This window comes from Pseudoxanthomonas mexicana (assembly GCF_046736355.1).
Classification (GTDB): domain Bacteria; phylum Pseudomonadota; class Gammaproteobacteria; order Xanthomonadales; family Xanthomonadaceae; genus Pseudoxanthomonas_A; species Pseudoxanthomonas_A mexicana_B.
Genome location: NZ_CP157201.1, coordinates 1,189,879 through 1,205,688, shown reverse-complemented (window position 1 = coordinate 1,205,688; position 15,810 = coordinate 1,189,879). Strand labels below are relative to the sequence as shown.

12 protein-coding genes are annotated in these 15,810 nt (G+C 69.5%); 2 read left to right on the top strand and 10 right to left on the bottom strand.

Annotation, left to right across the window (positions count from 1 at the left end):
* Positions 1 to 103 precede the first annotated feature (103 nt).
* The 5 genes from pheS to thrS all read right to left on the bottom strand — a co-directional run bounded on the left by pheS (position 104) and on the right by thrS (position 4,867).
* Entirely contained in the window at positions 104 to 1,099 is a 996-nt protein-coding gene (gene pheS / locus AAG688_RS05395) for a phenylalanine--tRNA ligase subunit alpha (RefSeq protein ID WP_411834337.1), read from the bottom strand.
* 207 nt (positions 1,100 to 1,306) lie between these two features.
* A complete protein-coding gene (gene rplT, locus AAG688_RS05390; protein WP_411834336.1) occupies positions 1,307 to 1,666 on the bottom strand; it encodes a 50S ribosomal protein L20 in 360 nt (119 codons plus the stop codon).
* A gap of 11 nt (positions 1,667 to 1,677) precedes the next feature.
* Complete coding sequence (gene rpmI / locus AAG688_RS05385; protein WP_411834335.1) at positions 1,678 to 1,875, bottom strand: 50S ribosomal protein L35; 198 nt, start codon at positions 1,873 to 1,875, stop codon at positions 1,678 to 1,680.
* A 513-nt stretch (positions 1,876 to 2,388) separates the two neighbouring features.
* Entirely contained in the window at positions 2,389 to 2,913 is a 525-nt protein-coding gene (infC, locus tag AAG688_RS05380; protein WP_411834941.1) for a translation initiation factor IF-3, read from the bottom strand.
* A gap of 52 nt (positions 2,914 to 2,965) precedes the next feature.
* Positions 2,966 to 4,867 (bottom strand): threonine--tRNA ligase, encoded by a 1,902-nt coding sequence (gene thrS, locus AAG688_RS05375; protein ID WP_411834334.1) that lies wholly within the window; start codon positions 4,865 to 4,867, stop codon positions 2,966 to 2,968.
* Between the two features lie 835 nt (positions 4,868 to 5,702).
* On the opposite strand from thrS, the gene AAG688_RS05370 reads away from it, so the two are divergent.
* Entirely contained in the window at positions 5,703 to 5,963 is a 261-nt protein-coding gene (locus AAG688_RS05370) for a hypothetical protein (protein ID WP_411834333.1), read from the top strand.
* Between the two features lie 47 nt (positions 5,964 to 6,010).
* On the opposite strand, the gene AAG688_RS05365 is transcribed toward AAG688_RS05370, so the two are convergent.
* Together AAG688_RS05365 and AAG688_RS05360 are read right to left on the bottom strand one after the other, a co-directional pair.
* Positions 6,011 to 6,280, bottom strand: coding sequence for a hypothetical protein (locus tag AAG688_RS05365; RefSeq protein ID WP_411834940.1), 270 nt, complete (start codon positions 6,278 to 6,280; stop codon positions 6,011 to 6,013).
* A 37-nt stretch (positions 6,281 to 6,317) separates the two neighbouring features.
* Positions 6,318 to 6,659: a cupin domain-containing protein gene (locus AAG688_RS05360; RefSeq protein WP_411834332.1), complete on the bottom strand. Its 342-nt coding sequence runs from the start codon at positions 6,657 to 6,659 to the stop codon at positions 6,318 to 6,320.
* A gap of 154 nt (positions 6,660 to 6,813) precedes the next feature.
* Between AAG688_RS05360 and AAG688_RS05355 the strand changes: the two genes are divergently transcribed.
* Complete coding sequence (locus AAG688_RS05355) at positions 6,814 to 11,172, top strand: DEAD/DEAH box helicase (RefSeq protein ID WP_411834331.1); 4,359 nt, start codon at positions 6,814 to 6,816, stop codon at positions 11,170 to 11,172.
* A gap of 920 nt (positions 11,173 to 12,092) precedes the next feature.
* Here AAG688_RS05355 and AAG688_RS05350 read toward each other — a convergent pair.
* From AAG688_RS05350 to AAG688_RS05340, 3 genes are read right to left on the bottom strand one after another with little or no spacing between them, the layout of a single operon-like run.
* Positions 12,093 to 13,829, bottom strand: coding sequence for an ABC1 kinase family protein (locus AAG688_RS05350; protein WP_411834330.1), 1,737 nt, complete (start codon positions 13,827 to 13,829; stop codon positions 12,093 to 12,095).
* Positions 13,830 to 13,883: 54 nt separating this feature from the next.
* The gene (locus AAG688_RS05345; RefSeq protein WP_411834329.1) at positions 13,884 to 14,678 is read right to left on the bottom strand and encodes an alpha/beta hydrolase family protein; all 795 of its coding nucleotides are present in this window, start codon (positions 14,676 to 14,678) and stop codon (positions 13,884 to 13,886) included.
* Positions 14,662 to 15,777, bottom strand: coding sequence for a DUF3182 family protein (locus AAG688_RS05340; RefSeq protein ID WP_411834328.1), 1,116 nt, complete (start codon positions 15,775 to 15,777; stop codon positions 14,662 to 14,664). Before AAG688_RS05340 ends, AAG688_RS05345 begins: the two co-directional genes overlap by 17 nt.
* Positions 15,778 to 15,810: the final 33 nt, after the last annotated feature.

The window sequence follows — 15,810 nt, the reverse complement described above, 5'->3', positions numbered from 1 at the left end:
ATTGGGGATTCGGGATTGGGGATTCGAAAAAAGCAGAGTGCCGGTTCGGGTCGCAGGGGGTGGCTTTTGCCAATCCCGAATCACGAATCCCGAATCCCGGCCTTCAAGCGAACTGCCTGAGGAACCGCACGTCGTTGTCGAAGAACGCGCGCAGATCGCCCACGCCGTAGCGCAGCATCGCGAAGCGCTCCACGCCCAGGCCGAAGGCGAAGCCGGTATGGCGCTCCGGGTCGATGCCGCAGTTGCGCAGCACGTTGGGATGGACCATGCCGCAACCCAGCACTTCCAGCCAGCGGGTGCTGCCGTCGGGCTGCTGCCAGGCGATGTCCACCTCCGCGCCGGGCTCGACGAACGGGAAATAGCTGGGGCGGAAGCGCATCTCGAAGTCGCGCTCGAAGAAGGCGCGCACGAACTCGGCCAGCGTGCCCTTCAGGTCGGCGAAGGTCGAATGCTCGTCCACCAGCAGGCCCTCGACCTGGTGGAACATCGGCGAGTGGGTCTGGTCGCTGTCGCTGCGGTAGACCTTGCCGGCGGCGATCATGCGCAGCGGAGGCCGGTGGCTGTCCATGTAGCGCACCTGCACGCCGGAGGTGTGCGTGCGCAGCAGGCGGCCGTCGCCGAAGTAGAAGGTGTCGTGCATCGCCCGCGCCGGGTGGTGCGGCGGGAAGTTCAGCGCCTCGAAGTTGTGCCAGTCGTCCTCGATGTCCGGGCCGTCGGCCAGTTCGTAGCCCAGCCGGCCGAAGATGTCGGCGATGCGCTCCAGCGTGCGGCTGATCGGATGCAGCCCGCCGCGCCCGCCGTTGCGCCCGGGCAGGGTGACGTCGAGGGTTTCGCCGGCCAGGCGCGCGTCCAGCGCGGCGTCCTCCAGCACGACCTTGCGCGCCGACAGCGCCTCGGCGATGGCGTCGCGCGCGCGGTTGATCGCCTCGCCGGCCTGCTTGCGCTGCTCGGCCGGCAGCGCGCCGAGCTGCTTGAGCTGCGCGGTGACGCTGCCGTTCTTGCCCAGCAAGGCCACGCGCATCTGTTCCAGCGCCTCGGGCGAGGCGGCGGCGGCGATGTCGGCAAGCGACTGGTTGGACAGGGTTTCGATATCGCTCATGGTGGGGCCGGGATTCGGGGATTGGAGATTCGGGATTGGAAGCTGGGTCGGGGATTCGCAAATCACGGAGGAACCGGGCTGACTCGCTCCTGCCAATCCCGAATCCCGAATGCCCAATCCCGAAAAAACAATGGGGAAGGACTCGCGCCCTTCCCCACGTGTTTCGGCGATGGACCGCCGGTACAGCTTTTACGGTGGAGACGCGGCTTACGCCGCCAGTGCGCCCTTCGCCTTTTCAGCCAGGGCGGCAAAACCCGTCGCATCGTGCACGGCGATGTCCGCCAGCACCTTGCGATCCAGGGTGATGCCGGCCTTCAGCAGGCCGTTCATGAAACGGCTGTAGCTCAGGCCGTTGATGCGGGCCGCCGCGTTGATGCGGGTGATCCACAGCGAACGGAAGTTGCGCTTCTTCTGCTTGCGGCCGATGTAGGCGTACTGCTGGGCCTTGATGACCGCCTGCTTGGCGACGCGGAACACCTTGCGGCGGGCGTTGTAGTAACCCTTGGCCAGGTGCAGGACTTTCTTGTGACGGCGACGTGCGGTGACGCCGCGCTTGACTCGTGCCATGACTCAGATCCTCAGAGGTAGGGAAGCATGCGGTCCAGACGGCCGCTGTCCTCGGCGCGAACGATGTTCGTGCCGCGCAGGTTGCGCTTCCGCTTGGTGGCCTTCTTGGTGAGGATGTGGCTACGGTTGGCGTGGCCGGCCTTGTACTTGCCGGAAGCAGTCTTCCGGAAACGCTTGGCCGCCGCCCGGTGGGTCTTGATCTTGGGCATTGCGATGTCCTTGGGTGTGTTCTGTCACTGACCTGGGCGCCGTATCCGGTCTTTCCGTCCCTGCCCCTGTCGGCTTGTAAGTCGTTGAATCCACGAAGGAAACCTCGACGGGTCCAATGGCTGCGTACAGCCCTCCGGCAAACCGGAGCCGCGCATTATGCCCGGTGCGGGAATTCCTTGCAAATCAGGGGGTTCTCAACATGGGGCGACACCTGTGGGAGCGACGTCAGTCGCGACTTGAACCGTCCCGTCGCGACTGACGTCGCTCCCACGGGGCGGTTTTGCCGTGGGCTGAAACGAAAAGAGCGCCTTGCGGCGCTCCCCCACCCTTTGCCCTCCCCCGCTGCGCAGGGGAGGGGAACGGTTGGCCTTTCGCGCCTGCGGCTCCCATCCTCCCGGCTGACCCGGCTACGGAAACGAAAAGAGCGCCTTGCGGCGCTCCTCCACCCTTTGCCCTCCCCCGCTGCGCAGGGGAGGGGAACGGTTGGCCTTTCGCGCCTTCGGCGCGAAAGATCATTTCTTTTTGGGGGCGATCATCATGACCATCTGGCGGCCTTCCAGGCGCGGGCGCGACTCGATGACGATGTCGTCACCCAGCTCGGCCTCGATGCGCGCGGCCATCTGCCGGCCCAGTTCCTGGTGGCTCATCTCGCGGCCGCGGAAGCGGATGTTGATCTTGACCTTGTCGCCTTCTTCCAGGAAGCGGCGGATGTTGCGCATCTTGATCTGGTAGTCGCCTTCGTCGGTGACCGGCCGGAACTTGAGTTCCTTGATCTCGACCTGCTTGGTCTTCTTCTTGGCCTCGTTGGCCTTCTTCTGCTGCTCGAACTTGAACTTGCCGAAGTCCATGATCTTGCAGACCGGCGGATCGGCCTGCGGCTGGATCTCGACCAGATCCAGGCCTTCGTCCTCGGCCTTCGCCAGGGCTTCGTCGCGCGAGAGCACGCCGATCATCTCGCCGTCGCTGCCGATGACACGCACGCGCGGCACGCGGATCTCGTGGTTCTTGCGGTTTTGCTTGTTGTCAGGGGTACTGATTGTTGCAGTCTCCTAGGGGAATCGGGCCGGCCCTTGCGGGCCGGGATCGGCCTTATGCGTGCTCGCCACGCAGGCGCTCGGCGAAGGCGGCTACCGGCATTGTGCCAAGATCCTCGCCCGAACGGGTACGCACGGCAACGGCGCCATTTTCCTTTTCGCGGTCGCCGACCACCAGCAGGTACGGCACCCTTTGCAGCGTGTGCTCGCGGATCTTATAGCCGATTTTCTCGTTGCGCAAATCCGAAACGACCCGGAAGCCTTGATTTGCAAGGCTTTTCCGGACCTCGTCGACGTAATCGGCCTGGGCGTCGGTGATGTTCATGACCACCGCCTGGACCGGGGCCAGCCAGGCCGGGAAGGCGCCGGCGTGGTGCTCGATGAGGATGCCGATGAACCGCTCCATCGAGCCCACGATCGCGCGGTGCAGCATGACCGGGTGGCGGCGCTGGCTGTGCTCGTCCACGTACTCGGCGCCCAGGCGGCCGGGCATCATGAAATCGACCTGCATCGTGCCCAACTGCCAGGTGCGGCCGATGGCGTCCTTCAGGTGGTACTCGATCTTGGGGCCATAGAAGGCGCCCTCGCCCGGCAGTTCCTGCCATTCCACCCCGCAGCTGCGCAACGCCGCGCGCAGGGCGTCCTCGGCCTTGTCCCAGGTGGCGTCGTCGCCGAGGCGCTTTTCCGGGCGCAGGGCGATCTTGATCTGGATCTCGTCAAAGCCGAACGCGGCGTAGACCGCCAGCGCCTGCCGGTGGAACGCGGTGACCTCGGCCTCGACCTGCTCCTCGGTGCAGAACACGTGGCCGTCGTCCTGGGTGAAGCCGCGTACGCGCAGGATGCCGTGCAGCGCGCCGGACGGCTCGTTGCGGTGGCAGGAGCCGAACTCGCCGTAGCGGATCGGCAGGTCGCGGTAGCTGTGCAGGCCCTGGTTGAACACCTGGATGTGGCCGGGGCAGTTCATCGGCTTGAGCGCGTAGGTGCGCTTCTCCGACTCGGTGAAGAACATGTTCTCCTGGTAGTTGTCCCAGTGGCCGGACTTCTGCCACAGCGACACGTCCAGGATCTGCGGGCAGCGCACCTCGCCGTAGCCGCTGTCGCGGTAGACCTTGCGCATGTACTGCTCGACCACCTGCCAGATCGCCCAGCCCTTCGGATGCCAGAACACCAGGCCCGGCGCCTCTTCCTGCAGGTGGAACAGCTCCTGCTGCTTGCCGATGCGGCGGTGGTCGCGCTTCTCGGCTTCCTCGATGCGCTGGACGTAGGCGTCGAGCTGCTTCTTGTCGGCCCAGGCGGTGCCGTAGATGCGCTGCAGCTGCTCGTTCTTGGCGTCGCCGCGCCAATACGCGCCGGAGATTCGGGTCAGCTTGAACGCCTTCAGGAAGCGCGTGTTCGGCACGTGCGGGCCGCGGCACATGTCCACGTATTCCTGGTGGTGGTACAGGCCCATCGCGGTGACGTCGTCGGCCATGTCCTCGATCAGGCGCAGCTTGTAGTCCTCGCCGCGCGCCTTGAACACCTCGACGACCTCCGCGCGCGGGGTCATCTTCTTGATCACGTCGTAGTCCTGCGCGATCAGCTCCTGCATGCGCTGCTCGATCGCGGCCAGGTCCTCGGGCGTGAACGGGCGCTCGGAATGGATGTCGTAGTAGAAGCCCTCGGCGATCACCGGGCCGATGACCATCTTCGCGTCCGGATACAGCTGCTTGACCGCGTGGCCGACCAGGTGCGCGCAGGAGTGGCGGATGATCTCCACGCCCTCCTCGTCCTTGGGAGTGATGATGCGCAGCGTGGCGTCGTGGTCGATGACGTCGCTGGCATCGACCAGCCGGCCGTCGACCGCGCCAGCGACGGTGGCCTTGGCCAGGCCGGCGCCGATCGACTGGGCGACCTGCATGACGGAGACGGGTTGTTCGAATTCGCGGCGGCTGCCGTCGGGGAGGGTGATCGTGATCATGGGTGGAGCCGGGAATGGGGAATAGTGAATGGGGAATCGAAGAAGCGGTTTGCCGGGAGATCGGGTTGGGCTTCCGGAAAACGGGGATCGCTTTTCACGATTCCCCATTCTCCATTCCCGATTCCCGTGGCCGCTTCTCGGCCACAAAAAAAGCGCCGCGAGGGCGCCTGTGGCCGGCCTCGGGCGGGGATTCTAGCGGGGGTCGGTGGTAGTGCTCATGTCGCACGCTCGGCCGGCGTTTCCGCGGGCCACCCTGTCCTGTTGAATGCAGGGTCATGGTAGACCAGAACCGGGGGCGTGTCGCGCTCCGGCAGGCGGTAGCGCCGCCCGGGCGTCGGCTCGCGGCCAGCCAGGACCGCGGCGGTCGCGCTCAGGGCAGCCAGGCCGCCCAGACCTCGGGGACCTGTGCCAGGCCGGCCAGGACCAGCAGCAGCGAACCCAGCGCGAACCAGGACAGGCTGCGTTTCAACAAGATCTTCATCGGGCATCCTCCTGACGATGGCGCCAGCCTGGATCGAACCTGTTACCGGCGTTTGACATGCGCGAAGGCGCGGCCTCCGGCGCGGGAGCCACCGGTGGCGTTCGCACTGCTGCGCCGACGCGCATGCCTTCCAGCGTGATCTGCGCGACAACGCATCCATCATGCACCGGCGCGCGCGCTTGCGTTCGCATGTCCATCACGCCGCGCGGATCAAGATTCCCGGCAAACCGTGACCGCGGGATTTTCATTCAGAAGGATGGGGCTGCATGGCCGCGAACAGGACGACCGTCATGCGCCCGAGGGCGATTCCCGACCGCGTTAGGGACCGATGAGAAGATGGCTCGTGCGACGCCGATGAAACTGCCCCCGGGATTCTCCTGGGAGGGCGACGAGGAGAACGCGACCGGACCGATGGCGCTGATGCTGGAAGGACGGCAGATCCTGCAGATCCGTCCGCAGCGCTCGGGCTGGGTGGTGGAGATCACGATGCTCGACCCGGAACGTCCGCAGCCGGAGGTGGCGGTGCGCTCGGTCGCCGCCGGCATGCGCTGGTCCGCGCGCTGGGTCAACGGGCGCAAGGAGCGGCTGCAGAAACTGGTCGAAGGACGCGTCTGAGCGACCTGCCGTCGCACGGGTCCGACAGCGCCGCCGCGGGCGGGGTTTCAGTCGCCGCCTTCACCGCGGCGCAGGTGCTGCACGATCTGGCCGGCGATGGCGGTCAGCAGGATCAGGCCGTTGGTGACAACGAACACCCAGTTGCGCAGCGACAGGCTGTAGATCACGAACCCGACCGAGGCGGCGATCTGGCCGGCGAACAGCCAGCGCGACACGCCCTCGGGCGACGGCGATTTCCATTGCGTGCGGATCTGGCGCAGCAGCGTCGCCAGCAGGATGGCCGAGGCCAGCCAGCCGACCCAGTCCAGGCCCTGCATCACCCCGCGCTCCGCCGCGCGGCGCCGGCGCGCACGATCACTTCCTGCCCCGCGCCAGCGGCTCGCCGTCGTCGCGATAGGCCGGCGGCGAATACAGGTTGACGGTCTTGAGCAGGGTGCGGCCGGTGTTGCGGATCTCGTGCCGCTCGCCGCGCTCGATGACCAGCAGGCTGCCGGCGCGCAGCCTTTTCCGCTGGCCTTCGACGATGGCCAGGCCGCTGCCGGAGACCACGTACAGCCACTGGTCCGCGCCGCGGTGGCGGTTTTCCGGGCCGCCCTCGCTGCCACCAGGCGCGATGACCATCTCGGCCGCCTGCACCCGCCGCACCGCGAAGGCGACGCGGAATCCCTTGCCGAACCGGAAATGCCTGTACTGCATCGTCCATCGCCTCCTGTCGCGATCAGGTTGCCAGCGCCGCCGTCAACGCCGCGTGCGCGGTGCGGCGTCGGGAACCGTTCATCAGCGCGCGTTGCATCGCGCCGCCGCCGCCCCATATCGTCGGTTGAGGCGCCTTCGCCGCCCGCTGCCGGCCATGCCCCCCGACCTCTTCCATCCCGCCCTCGCCCATTGGTTCGCCCAGGCCTTTCCCGGTGGGCCGACGCCGGCCCAGCGCCAGGCCTGGCCGCTGATCGCGGCCGGTCGCCATACGCTGGTCGCCGCGCCGACCGGCTCGGGCAAGACGCTGACCGCGTTCATGGCCGCGATCGACGCGCTGGTGAAGCAAGGGCTCTCGCCCGCCGGCCTGCCCGACCGCACGATGGTGGTCTACGTCTCCCCGCTGAAGGCGTTGTCCAACGACGTGCGCATCAACCTGGAGGCGCCGCTGGCCGGCATCGGCGAATCGCTGCGCGCGCTGGACCTGCCCGAGGTGGAAATACGCACCGCGGTGCGCACCGGCGACACGCCCGCGCGCGAACGCGCGCAGGCGCTGCGCAGGCCACCGCACATCCTGGTCACCACGCCGGAATCGCTGTACGTGCTGCTCGGCTCGGAGAGCGGCCGCGAGATGCTGCGAGGCGTGCGCAGCGTGATCGTCGACGAGATCCACGCCGTGGCCGCCGGCAAGCGCGGCAGCCACCTGGCGCTGTCGCTGGAGCGGCTGGAGGCGCTGTGCGAGTCGCCGCCGGTGCGCATCGGCCTGTCGGCCACGCAGAAGCCGATCGCGGCGGTCGCCGGTTTCCTGACCGGCCGCGACGCCGACGGCGCGCCGCGCGGCTGCGAGATCGTCGACATCGGCTACGACCGCCGCCGCGACCTGGCGCTGGCGGTGCCGCCGGCGCCGCTGTCGGCGGTGATGTCGAACGACCAGTGGGAACAGGTCTATTGCCAACTGGAAGAGCTGGTGCGCGCGCACCGCACCACGCTGGTGTTCGTCAACACGCGACGGATGGCCGAACGCGCCGCGCGCCACCTGGCCGAGAAGCTCGGCGCCGACGCGGTGGCCGCGCACCACGGCAGCCTGGCGCGCGAGACCCGGCTGGCCGCCGAACAACGGCTCAAGCGCGGCGAACTGAAGGCGCTGGTCGCCACCGCCTCGCTGGAACTGGGCCTGGACATCGGCGAGGTCGATCTGGTCTGCCAGCTCGGTTCGCCGCGCGCCATCTCCACTTTCCTGCAACGCGCCGGGCGCTCCGGCCACTCGGTCGGCGGCACGCCGAAGGCGCGGCTGTTCCCGCAGACCCGCGACGAGCTGGTCGAATGCGCGGCGCTGCTGGACTGCGTGCGGCGCGGCGAACTGGACGCGCTGCGCATCCCGGAAGCCCCGCTGGACGTGCTGGCGCAGCAGATCGTCGCCGAGGTTGCCTGCCGCGAGTGGGACGAGGGCGAATTGTATGACCGACTGCGCCGCGCCGGCCCGTACGCGGCGCTGGCGCGCGCCGATTTCGACGAACTGGTGCGGATGCTGGCCAAAGGCTTCAGCACCCGCCGCGGCGCGCGCGCCGGCCACGTGCATCGCGACGCCGTGCACGGCCGGCTGCGCGCGCGCAAGGGCACGCGGCTGACCGCGCTGACCTCCGGCGGCACCATTCCCGACACCGGCGACTACACGGTGATGCTGGAGCCGGAGGCGCAGGTCATCGGCACGGTCAACGAGGACTTCGCGGTCGAAAGCCTGGCCGGCGACGTGTTCCAGCTCGGCAACGTCAGCTACCGCATCCTGCGCATCGAGCCGGGACGGCTGCGGGTGGAGGACGCGCGCGGCGCCGCGCCCAACATCCCGTTCTGGCTGGGCGAGGCGCCGGGGCGCAGCGATGAACTGTCGGCAGGCGTGTCGCGCCTGCGCGCCGAGGTCGGGGCGCGGCTTACGGACGGCGCGGCGGAGGCGTGGCTGCGCGACGAGCTCGGCCTGGACGAGGCCTCCGCCACGCAGTTGCTGGACTACCTGCGCCGCGCCTCGACCGCGCTGGAAGGCCTGCCGACGCAGCAGCGGATCGTGCTGGAGCGCTTCTTCGACGAGTCCGGCGGCACCCAGCTGGTGATCCACTCGCCCTACGGCAGCCGCGTCAACCGTGCCTGGGGACTGGCGCTGCGCAAGCGCTTCTGCCGCAAGTTCAACTTCGAGTTGCAGGCCGCCGCCACCGAAGACGCGATCGTGCTGTCGCTGTCCACCAGCCACAGCTTCCCGCTGGAGGAAGTGGCGCGCTACCTGCACTCGTCCTCGGCGCTGGACGTGCTGGTGCAGGCGCTGCTGGACGCGCCGCTGTTCGGCGTGCGCTGGCGCTGGAACGCCACCACCGCGCTGGCGCTGCCCCGCTTCGCCGGCGGCCGCAAGGTCGCGCCGCAGCTGCAGCGGATGAAGTCCGAGGATCTGCTGGCGACGGTGTTCCCCGACCAGGTCGCCTGCGCGGAGAACCTGGCCGGCGATCGCGAGGTGCCGGATCACCCGCTGGTCGCGCAGACGCTGCGCGACTGCCTGGACGAAGCGATGGACAGCCAAGGCTGGCTGCGCCTGCTGCGCGGAATCGAGTCCGGCCGGGTGCAGGTGGCCGCGCGCGATCTGGCCGCGCCCTCGCCGCTGGCGGCCGAGGCGATCCAGGCGCGTCCCTACGCCTTCCTCGACGACGCGCCGCTGGAGGAACGCCGCACCCAGGCCGTGCAGGGCCGCCGCTACGCCAACCCGAAGGATCCCGAGGACCTGGGCCGGCTGGATCCGGACGCGATCGCGATGGTGCGCCAGGAAGCCTGGCCGCAGGCCGCCAGCGCCGACGAGATGCACGAGGCGCTGACCGCGCTGGGCTTCGCCACCGCCGCCGAGGCGCGCGAGGAAGCCGGCTGGCCGTCGCTGCTGGAAGCGCTGGCGCGGGACGGCCGCGCCACCCGCCTCGCCGTCGAAGCGGACGATGCGGCGGCCGGCTGGTGGATCGCCACCGAACGCCTGCCGCAGGCGCAGGCGCTGCATCCACGCGCGCACGCCGAACCGGCCGTGCGCGTGCCGGCCGAATGCCTGCGCCAGGCATGGAGCGGCGAACAGGCGCTGATCGAACTGCTGCGCGCGCGGCTGTCCGGGCTGGGACCGGCGGCGGCCTCGGCGCTGGCGCGGGACTTCGCCCTGCCGGAAACACGCATCGTGCAGGCGCTGCTGGCCTTGCAGCAGGAAGGCACGGTCATGCAGGGCCGCTTCCTGCCCGATGCGCCCGACGACGGCACGCAGTGGTGCGAGCGCCACCTGCTCGCGCGCATCCACCGCTACACCCTGCAACGACTGCGCCGCGAGATCGAACCGGTCGAGCGGCGCGACTATGCGCGCTTCCTGTTCGCCTGGCAGCGCGTGGCGCCGGACGCGCGCGTCAGCGGCCCGGACGCGCTGGCCGCGCTGCTGGCGCAGCTGGAAGGCTACGAAGCGCCCGCGGCGGCCTGGGAAACCGAACTGCTGCCCGCGCGCATGACCGACTACGCGCTGCACTGGCTCGACGACCTGTGCGGCAGCGGCCGCGTGCAATGGCTGCGGCTGCGTCCGCCTTCTGCGGCAGGACAGCGCGGCGCGCCCGGCTCGCTGCGTTCCACCCCGCTGATGCTGCTGCCGCGCCGCAGCGCCGCGCTGTGGGCGGCGATGTCGCCGGGCGAGGACGACGCGGCGGTGTCCTCGCGCGCGCAGCGCGTGCTCGACGCGCTGGCCGAGCACGGCGCATCGTTCTTCGACGACATCGCCGAGCACGCGCGGCTGATGCGCACCGAACTGGAGGACGCGCTGTCCGAACTGGTCGCGCGCGGACGCGTGCACTGCGACAGCTATTCGGGCCTTCGCTCGCTGCTGGTGCCGCCGTCGCGTCGCAACGCCTCGTCTTCGCGACGCCGGCGCGGCCCCTTGATGGGCAGCCTGCAGGACGCCGGCCGCTGGGCGCTGGCCCGGCGCGCGCCGGCCGATGCGCCCGGCCAGCGCGAGGCCGCGCTCGAGCACGTCGCGCGCACGCTGCTGCGCCGCTATGGCGTGGTGTGCTGGACGCTGCTGCAGAAGGAGGCGGCCTGGCTGCCACCGTGGCGCGAACTGGTCCGCGTCTACCACCGCCTGGAGGCGCGCGGCGAGATCCGCGGCGGACGCTTCATCGCCGGCCTGTCCGGCGAGCAGTTCGCGCTGCCCGACGCGATCCCGGCGCTGCGCGCGGCGCGGCGCGGCGACGCTGCAGCCCCCGACGCGCCGGCCTGGGTCTGCGTGTCGGCTTCCGACCCGGCCAACCTGCTCGGCACCCTGCTGCCCGGCCCGCGCGTGGCGCGCGTGGCCGGCGCCCGCGTGGCCTATCGCGATGCGCTGCCGGTGGCGGTGCTCAGCGCGGGTGCGATCGAATGGCTGGAAACACTGCCGGCGGCTGACCAGGCGCAGGCGCAGCGGCTGCTGACGCGCGCATCGATGGGGCCGGATGCGCTGGAGCTGGCTTCGTTGCGCGGTGCTTGAGCACCATGCGCGGTCGAGTGTTATTGCTCGGGCCATCGATCCTGCATCGTCCCGGCGGATTCTTTCCCGCCACATCCTCCTGAAGAGCCGAGCTTGCTCGGCTGCTTCTCGCTCACGCGCACGGCAAGCCGAGCAAGCTCGGCTCTACAACCGGCGTCCGTAACCCGCGGATGGACCAAAGCCATTCAACCGATACCCGCCACACGCCAGAAGCCTCGCGGATTCCCCCTGTAGAGCCGAGCTTGCCCGGCGCTACAACCGGCGTCCGTAACCCGCGGACAGACCGAAGCCATTCACCCCATACCCGTCGCACGCCAAAAGCCTCGCGGATTCCCCCTGTAGAGCCGAGCTTGCCCGGCTGCTTCTCGCTCGCGCGCACGGCAAGCCGAGCAAGCCCGGCGCTACAACCGGCGTCCGTAACCCGCGGACGGACCGAAGCCATTCAACCGACACCCGCCGCACGCCACAAGCCTCGCGGATTCCCCCTGTAGAGCCGAGCTTGCTCGGCTGCTCCCGCTCGCGCGCACGGCAAGCCGAGCAAGCTCGGCTCTACAACCAGCGTCCGTAACCCGCGGATGGACCGAAGCCATTCAACCGACACCAGTCGCACGCCAAAAGCCTCGCGGATTCCCCCTGTAGAGCCAAGCTTGCCCGGCTGCTTCTCGCTCGCGCGCACGGCAAGCCGAGCAAGCTCGGCTACAACCGGCGTCCGTAACCCGCGGACGGACCGAAGCCATTCAACCGACACCTGTCACACGCCACAAGCCTCGCGGATTCTCCCTGTAGAGCCGAGCTTGCTCGGCTGCTTCTCGCTCGCGCGCACGGCGAGCCGGGCAAGCTCGGCTCTACAGCCGCGGCATCAACCAGTAGTCCAGCAGGCGGAACCGCGCTTAGCACCATCAAGCAACGATGGACCGCGCTCAGCGCGGCCCGCGCTCCTCGCGCCGCTTGGCACGGCGGTCGGTCAGCAGCGCGCTGACGATGATGCCGATGCCGAGGAACGCGCCGATCAGGAACATCAGCAGCGCCAGCGCCGGATAGCCCAGCAGCCGCGCCTCGGTCTCCACCCGCATCATCAGCGTCGAGGCGACGATCAGCGCCGCCGCGACCAGCCCGGCGGAGATGCGGTTGGCGATCTTCTGCATGTTCTCCAGCAGCCGCGATTCCTCCAGCCCGGTGACGCGCAGCTGGAAGCGGTTCTCCGCCAGCAGCGACAGCACGTCGGAGATCTTGCGCGGCGATTCGCGCAGCAGCACCTGCAGCTCCATGATCTCGCTGGCCAGGTTGGACGGCGACAGCGACTTGCGCAGGCGCAGCTGCATCACCCTCTGCAGGTGCTCCTCGACCATGTCGCGGACGAGCAGGTCCGGCGCCAGGTGCCGGCAGACCGCTTCCAGGTTGAGCAGGGTCCGGCCGAGCAGGCTCATCTCCGGCGGCGTGCGCAGGCCGCAGGCGGTGGCCAGTTGCACCAGTTGCATCAGCACGCGCCCTTCCGAGGCCGAGTCGGCGTGCGCAGCGTAGTGCGCGACCAGCTGGCCGACCTCGCGCAGGTAGCGCTCCTCGTCGTAGTCGTCCAGCCGCGTGCCGAGCCGGATCGACTCCTCGGCCACTTCTTCGCCGCGGCCGTCCACCGCGGCGAACAGCAGCTTGAGCAGGCGATCGCGCTGGCGCGGCGGGATGTGCGCGATCATGCCCAGGTCGAAGATCGCCAGCCGATCGTCCGGCAGCACGCGCAGGTTGCCCGGGTGCGGATCGGCGTGGATCTCGCCATGCACGAAGATCTGGTCGAGGTAGCCGCGCACCAGCGCGGTGACCATCGCGTGCATGTCGGTCTCCAGCCGGCGCACGTCGGTCACCTGGTCCACGCGCACGCCGGTCACCCGTTCCATCACCAGCAAGCGCGGGCGCACCAGGTCCCACACTGGCCGCGGCACCACCAGTTGCGGATACGGCGCCAGGTGCTGGCCGAAGCGCTCGAGGTTCTCCGCCTCGGCCACGTAGTCCAGTTCGGCCAGCAGGGTCTTGCGGAACTCGTGCACCCAGTCGGCGAAATGCACGCGCCGACCCAGGTCGGTGACCTTGTCGGCGGTGCTGGCGAAGCCGGCCAGGATGTCCAGATCGGCCAGCAACTGGTTGAGCAGGCCCGGACGCTGCACCTTGACCGCCACGCGCAGGCCGCTGCGCAGCGTCGCCGCGTGCACCTGCGCCAGCGAGGCAGCGCCCAGCGGCGTTTCGTCGAACTCGGCGAACACCGCGCCCAGCCGCAGGCCGAGCTGGTCCTCGATCACCTGGCGGATCTGCGCGAACGGGATCGGGGTGACGTCCTCCTGCATGCATTCCAGCGCCTCGGCATAGGCCGGCGGCACGAAGTCCGGGCGCGTGGAGAGCATCTGCCCGAGCTTGATGAAGCCCGGCCCCAGCGCTTCCAGATCGCGGGCGAAGCGCGCGGGTTCCTCGCCCTGCGCCTGCGCGGCCTCCGAATCGGGCGGTGGTTCCGGCAGCGACATGCCGGAGAAGGCGGCCAGGTGCCGGTAGCGGAACAGGAAGCGCAGGATGCGCGCGCGCCGCGCCAGCCTGCCTTCCTCATGCGTGTCCGCCGGCGATGCGGGCGCGGCTTGCCCGCCGGCATCCGCCGGCATGCGCTGTTCTGTCGTCATGGCGGGATTGTTGGAGCGCTGCCGTGAGACTGTCGTGAAGCGTCCGCGCGCCACTCAGCCGCCGGCCTGCGCGCGCCGCTTGCGCTCCTGCATCTTCTCGCGCAGCGCGTCCTCGCGGTAGCCGGCGACCATCTCGGTCAGCCACTTGATCAGGATGCCGGTGTAGTCCTTCTGGCTGGCCTTGTCGGTGAAACCGTGATCGGCCCCGCGCACCAGCCGCGAAGTCAGCGAGCGCGGGTTCTGGAAGGCGGCCAGGTAGCTCTCGATCACCGCATGCGGGATGACGCGATCGTGCTGCGCCTCGACGATCAGCGCATCGCCGGCGAACCTGGCGCACGCGCCCAGCGCGCGGTTGTCCTGCCAGGCGATGCGGCGGTTGCGGAACGGCACCAGGTCCGGATCCTCGTGCAGCCTGCGCTTTGCCCAGTCCCAGTGCTCGTCCTTGTACAGCGCCGGCGTGCGCAGCGCGAGCCAGCGCACCGGCCGCAGCGCAGTGAGGATCGCCGCCAGGTAGGCGCCGTAGCTGATGCCGACCACCGCGATGGCGTCGCCGTCGACGTTGTACTGCCCGGCCAGCCAGTCGTAGGCGGCCAGCAGATCGTCGAGGTTCTGCGCGCGGCTGACCGTTTCCCACTGCCGCGCGTGGCGCTCGTGGCCGCGCAGGTCGAAGGTCAAGCAGACGCAGCCCAAACCCGCGGCTTCGCGTGCGCGCGCCAGGTCGTGTTCCTGCGAACCGCCCCACCCGTGCACGAACAGCACGCCGGGCAGCGATTGCGCCGGCGCCAGGAAGGTGCCCTGTATCTGTTCGGAGGCGACCGGGATATCGATGGACTCAAGCCGGATTCCCATGCGGCCTGACGCTAGCAAACTTGGTGAGAATTCCCGATGAACCCAGCGGCCCCTGGAAATGGACCTCGGCGCCAGCGGGAATCTCCGGCGCGGGATCGTAGGTCTCGCAGGTGGCGGCCTCGACCTGCGCCAGCGTGCCGTCGCGCACCAGCGCGCGCATCGCCAGCACCTCGGCCGGGCTGGCGCCGCCCAGCCGCCAGGATTGCTCCAGCACGCCGCAATGCGTCCGGCCCTGCCCGTCGACGCCGCGGATGATGTCGTAGTTGCGCCGGGTGGCGAAGAAATCCGGGAACGCGTCCCTGACCGCGGCCTCGTAGCGGCGCGCGTGCGCGATGGCCGCGCGCATGCCGGCATCGGCGGTGGTGCCTTGCAGCGACTCCAGCGTCCCGCGCACGACGTGCAGACGCGAACCGCCATAGACGCGCCGTTCCGCGCCGTCGACGGTGTCGTACTGGAAACCCGAATAGGCGATGTCGATGGCGCCGACGCTGACCGCGCCGATGCTGAAGGCGACGATCTGCTCCAGGTGCGGTTCCACCACCAGCCCCGCCTCCCAATCGACCGGTTGCAGATCCTGCATCCAGCGCAGCAGCGAGGCCTCCTCGTCGATGCAGGCCTGGCCGTGTCCGCCGCGCGCGCCTGCGCACTTGACCCGCACCTGCCCATGCGCGCGCATGCGCCGGAACGCCTCGATCAGATCGTCGGCGGCGAACACCGAATAGCCGGGCAGCACGCAAGGCGCCATCCGCGCCGCCAACGCATGCGACCATCCCCGCGGCGCCCTCGCCTGCGCGTCGACGAGCGGATGGCCGATGACCTTGGTGGCGAGGAAGGCATGCGGCACCACGCCGCCGAAGATCAGCCGCGCATCGTCGATGCCCAGCCCGGCGAGGTCGTGCAGGAGCACGGTGTCACGCGGCACGTGCAGCGTCGCAAGGCCGGCATCGGCGAGCAGGTCGGACAGGATCCCCGCGCAGAAGCGGCGGCTGGCCAGTTCGTGCGCGGCGCCCGGCGATGACTCGGGCGGAAACACGATGCCGGGCGCGGGATGGCGCTCGACCCGGGGATGCATCGCATTGCCGGCCAGCAGGACACCCATGTGACGCTCCATCGATGCGGTAAAGCGTTGGGA

Excerpts from the sequence above, each read along its gene's own strand:
- AAG688_RS05360 (WP_411834332.1), bottom strand. The coding sequence starts at position 6,659 with ATGCAGTACAGGCATTTCCGGTTCGGCAAGGGATTCCGCGTCGCCTTC.
- AAG688_RS05345 (WP_411834329.1), bottom strand. The coding sequence starts at position 14,678 with ATGGGAATCCGGCTTGAGTCCATCGATATCCCGGTCGCCTCCGAACAG.
- AAG688_RS05355 (WP_411834331.1), top strand. The coding sequence starts at position 6,814 with ATGCCCCCCGACCTCTTCCATCCCGCCCTCGCCCATTGGTTCGCCCAG.
- rpmI (WP_411834335.1), bottom strand. The coding sequence starts at position 1,875 with ATGCCCAAGATCAAGACCCACCGGGCGGCGGCCAAGCGTTTCCGGAAG.
- AAG688_RS05340 (WP_411834328.1), bottom strand. The coding sequence starts at position 15,777 with ATGGGTGTCCTGCTGGCCGGCAATGCGATGCATCCCCGGGTCGAGCGC.
- AAG688_RS05350 (WP_411834330.1), bottom strand. The coding sequence starts at position 13,829 with ATGACGACAGAACAGCGCATGCCGGCGGATGCCGGCGGGCAAGCCGCG.
- rplT (WP_411834336.1), bottom strand. The coding sequence starts at position 1,666 with ATGGCACGAGTCAAGCGCGGCGTCACCGCACGTCGCCGTCACAAGAAA.
- thrS (WP_411834334.1), bottom strand. The coding sequence starts at position 4,867 with ATGATCACGATCACCCTCCCCGACGGCAGCCGCCGCGAATTCGAACAA.
- AAG688_RS05365 (WP_411834940.1), bottom strand. The coding sequence starts at position 6,280 with ATGCAGGGCCTGGACTGGGTCGGCTGGCTGGCCTCGGCCATCCTGCTG.
- pheS (WP_411834337.1), bottom strand. The coding sequence starts at position 1,099 with ATGAGCGATATCGAAACCCTGTCCAACCAGTCGCTTGCCGACATCGCC.
- AAG688_RS05370 (WP_411834333.1), top strand. The coding sequence starts at position 5,703 with ATGAAACTGCCCCCGGGATTCTCCTGGGAGGGCGACGAGGAGAACGCG.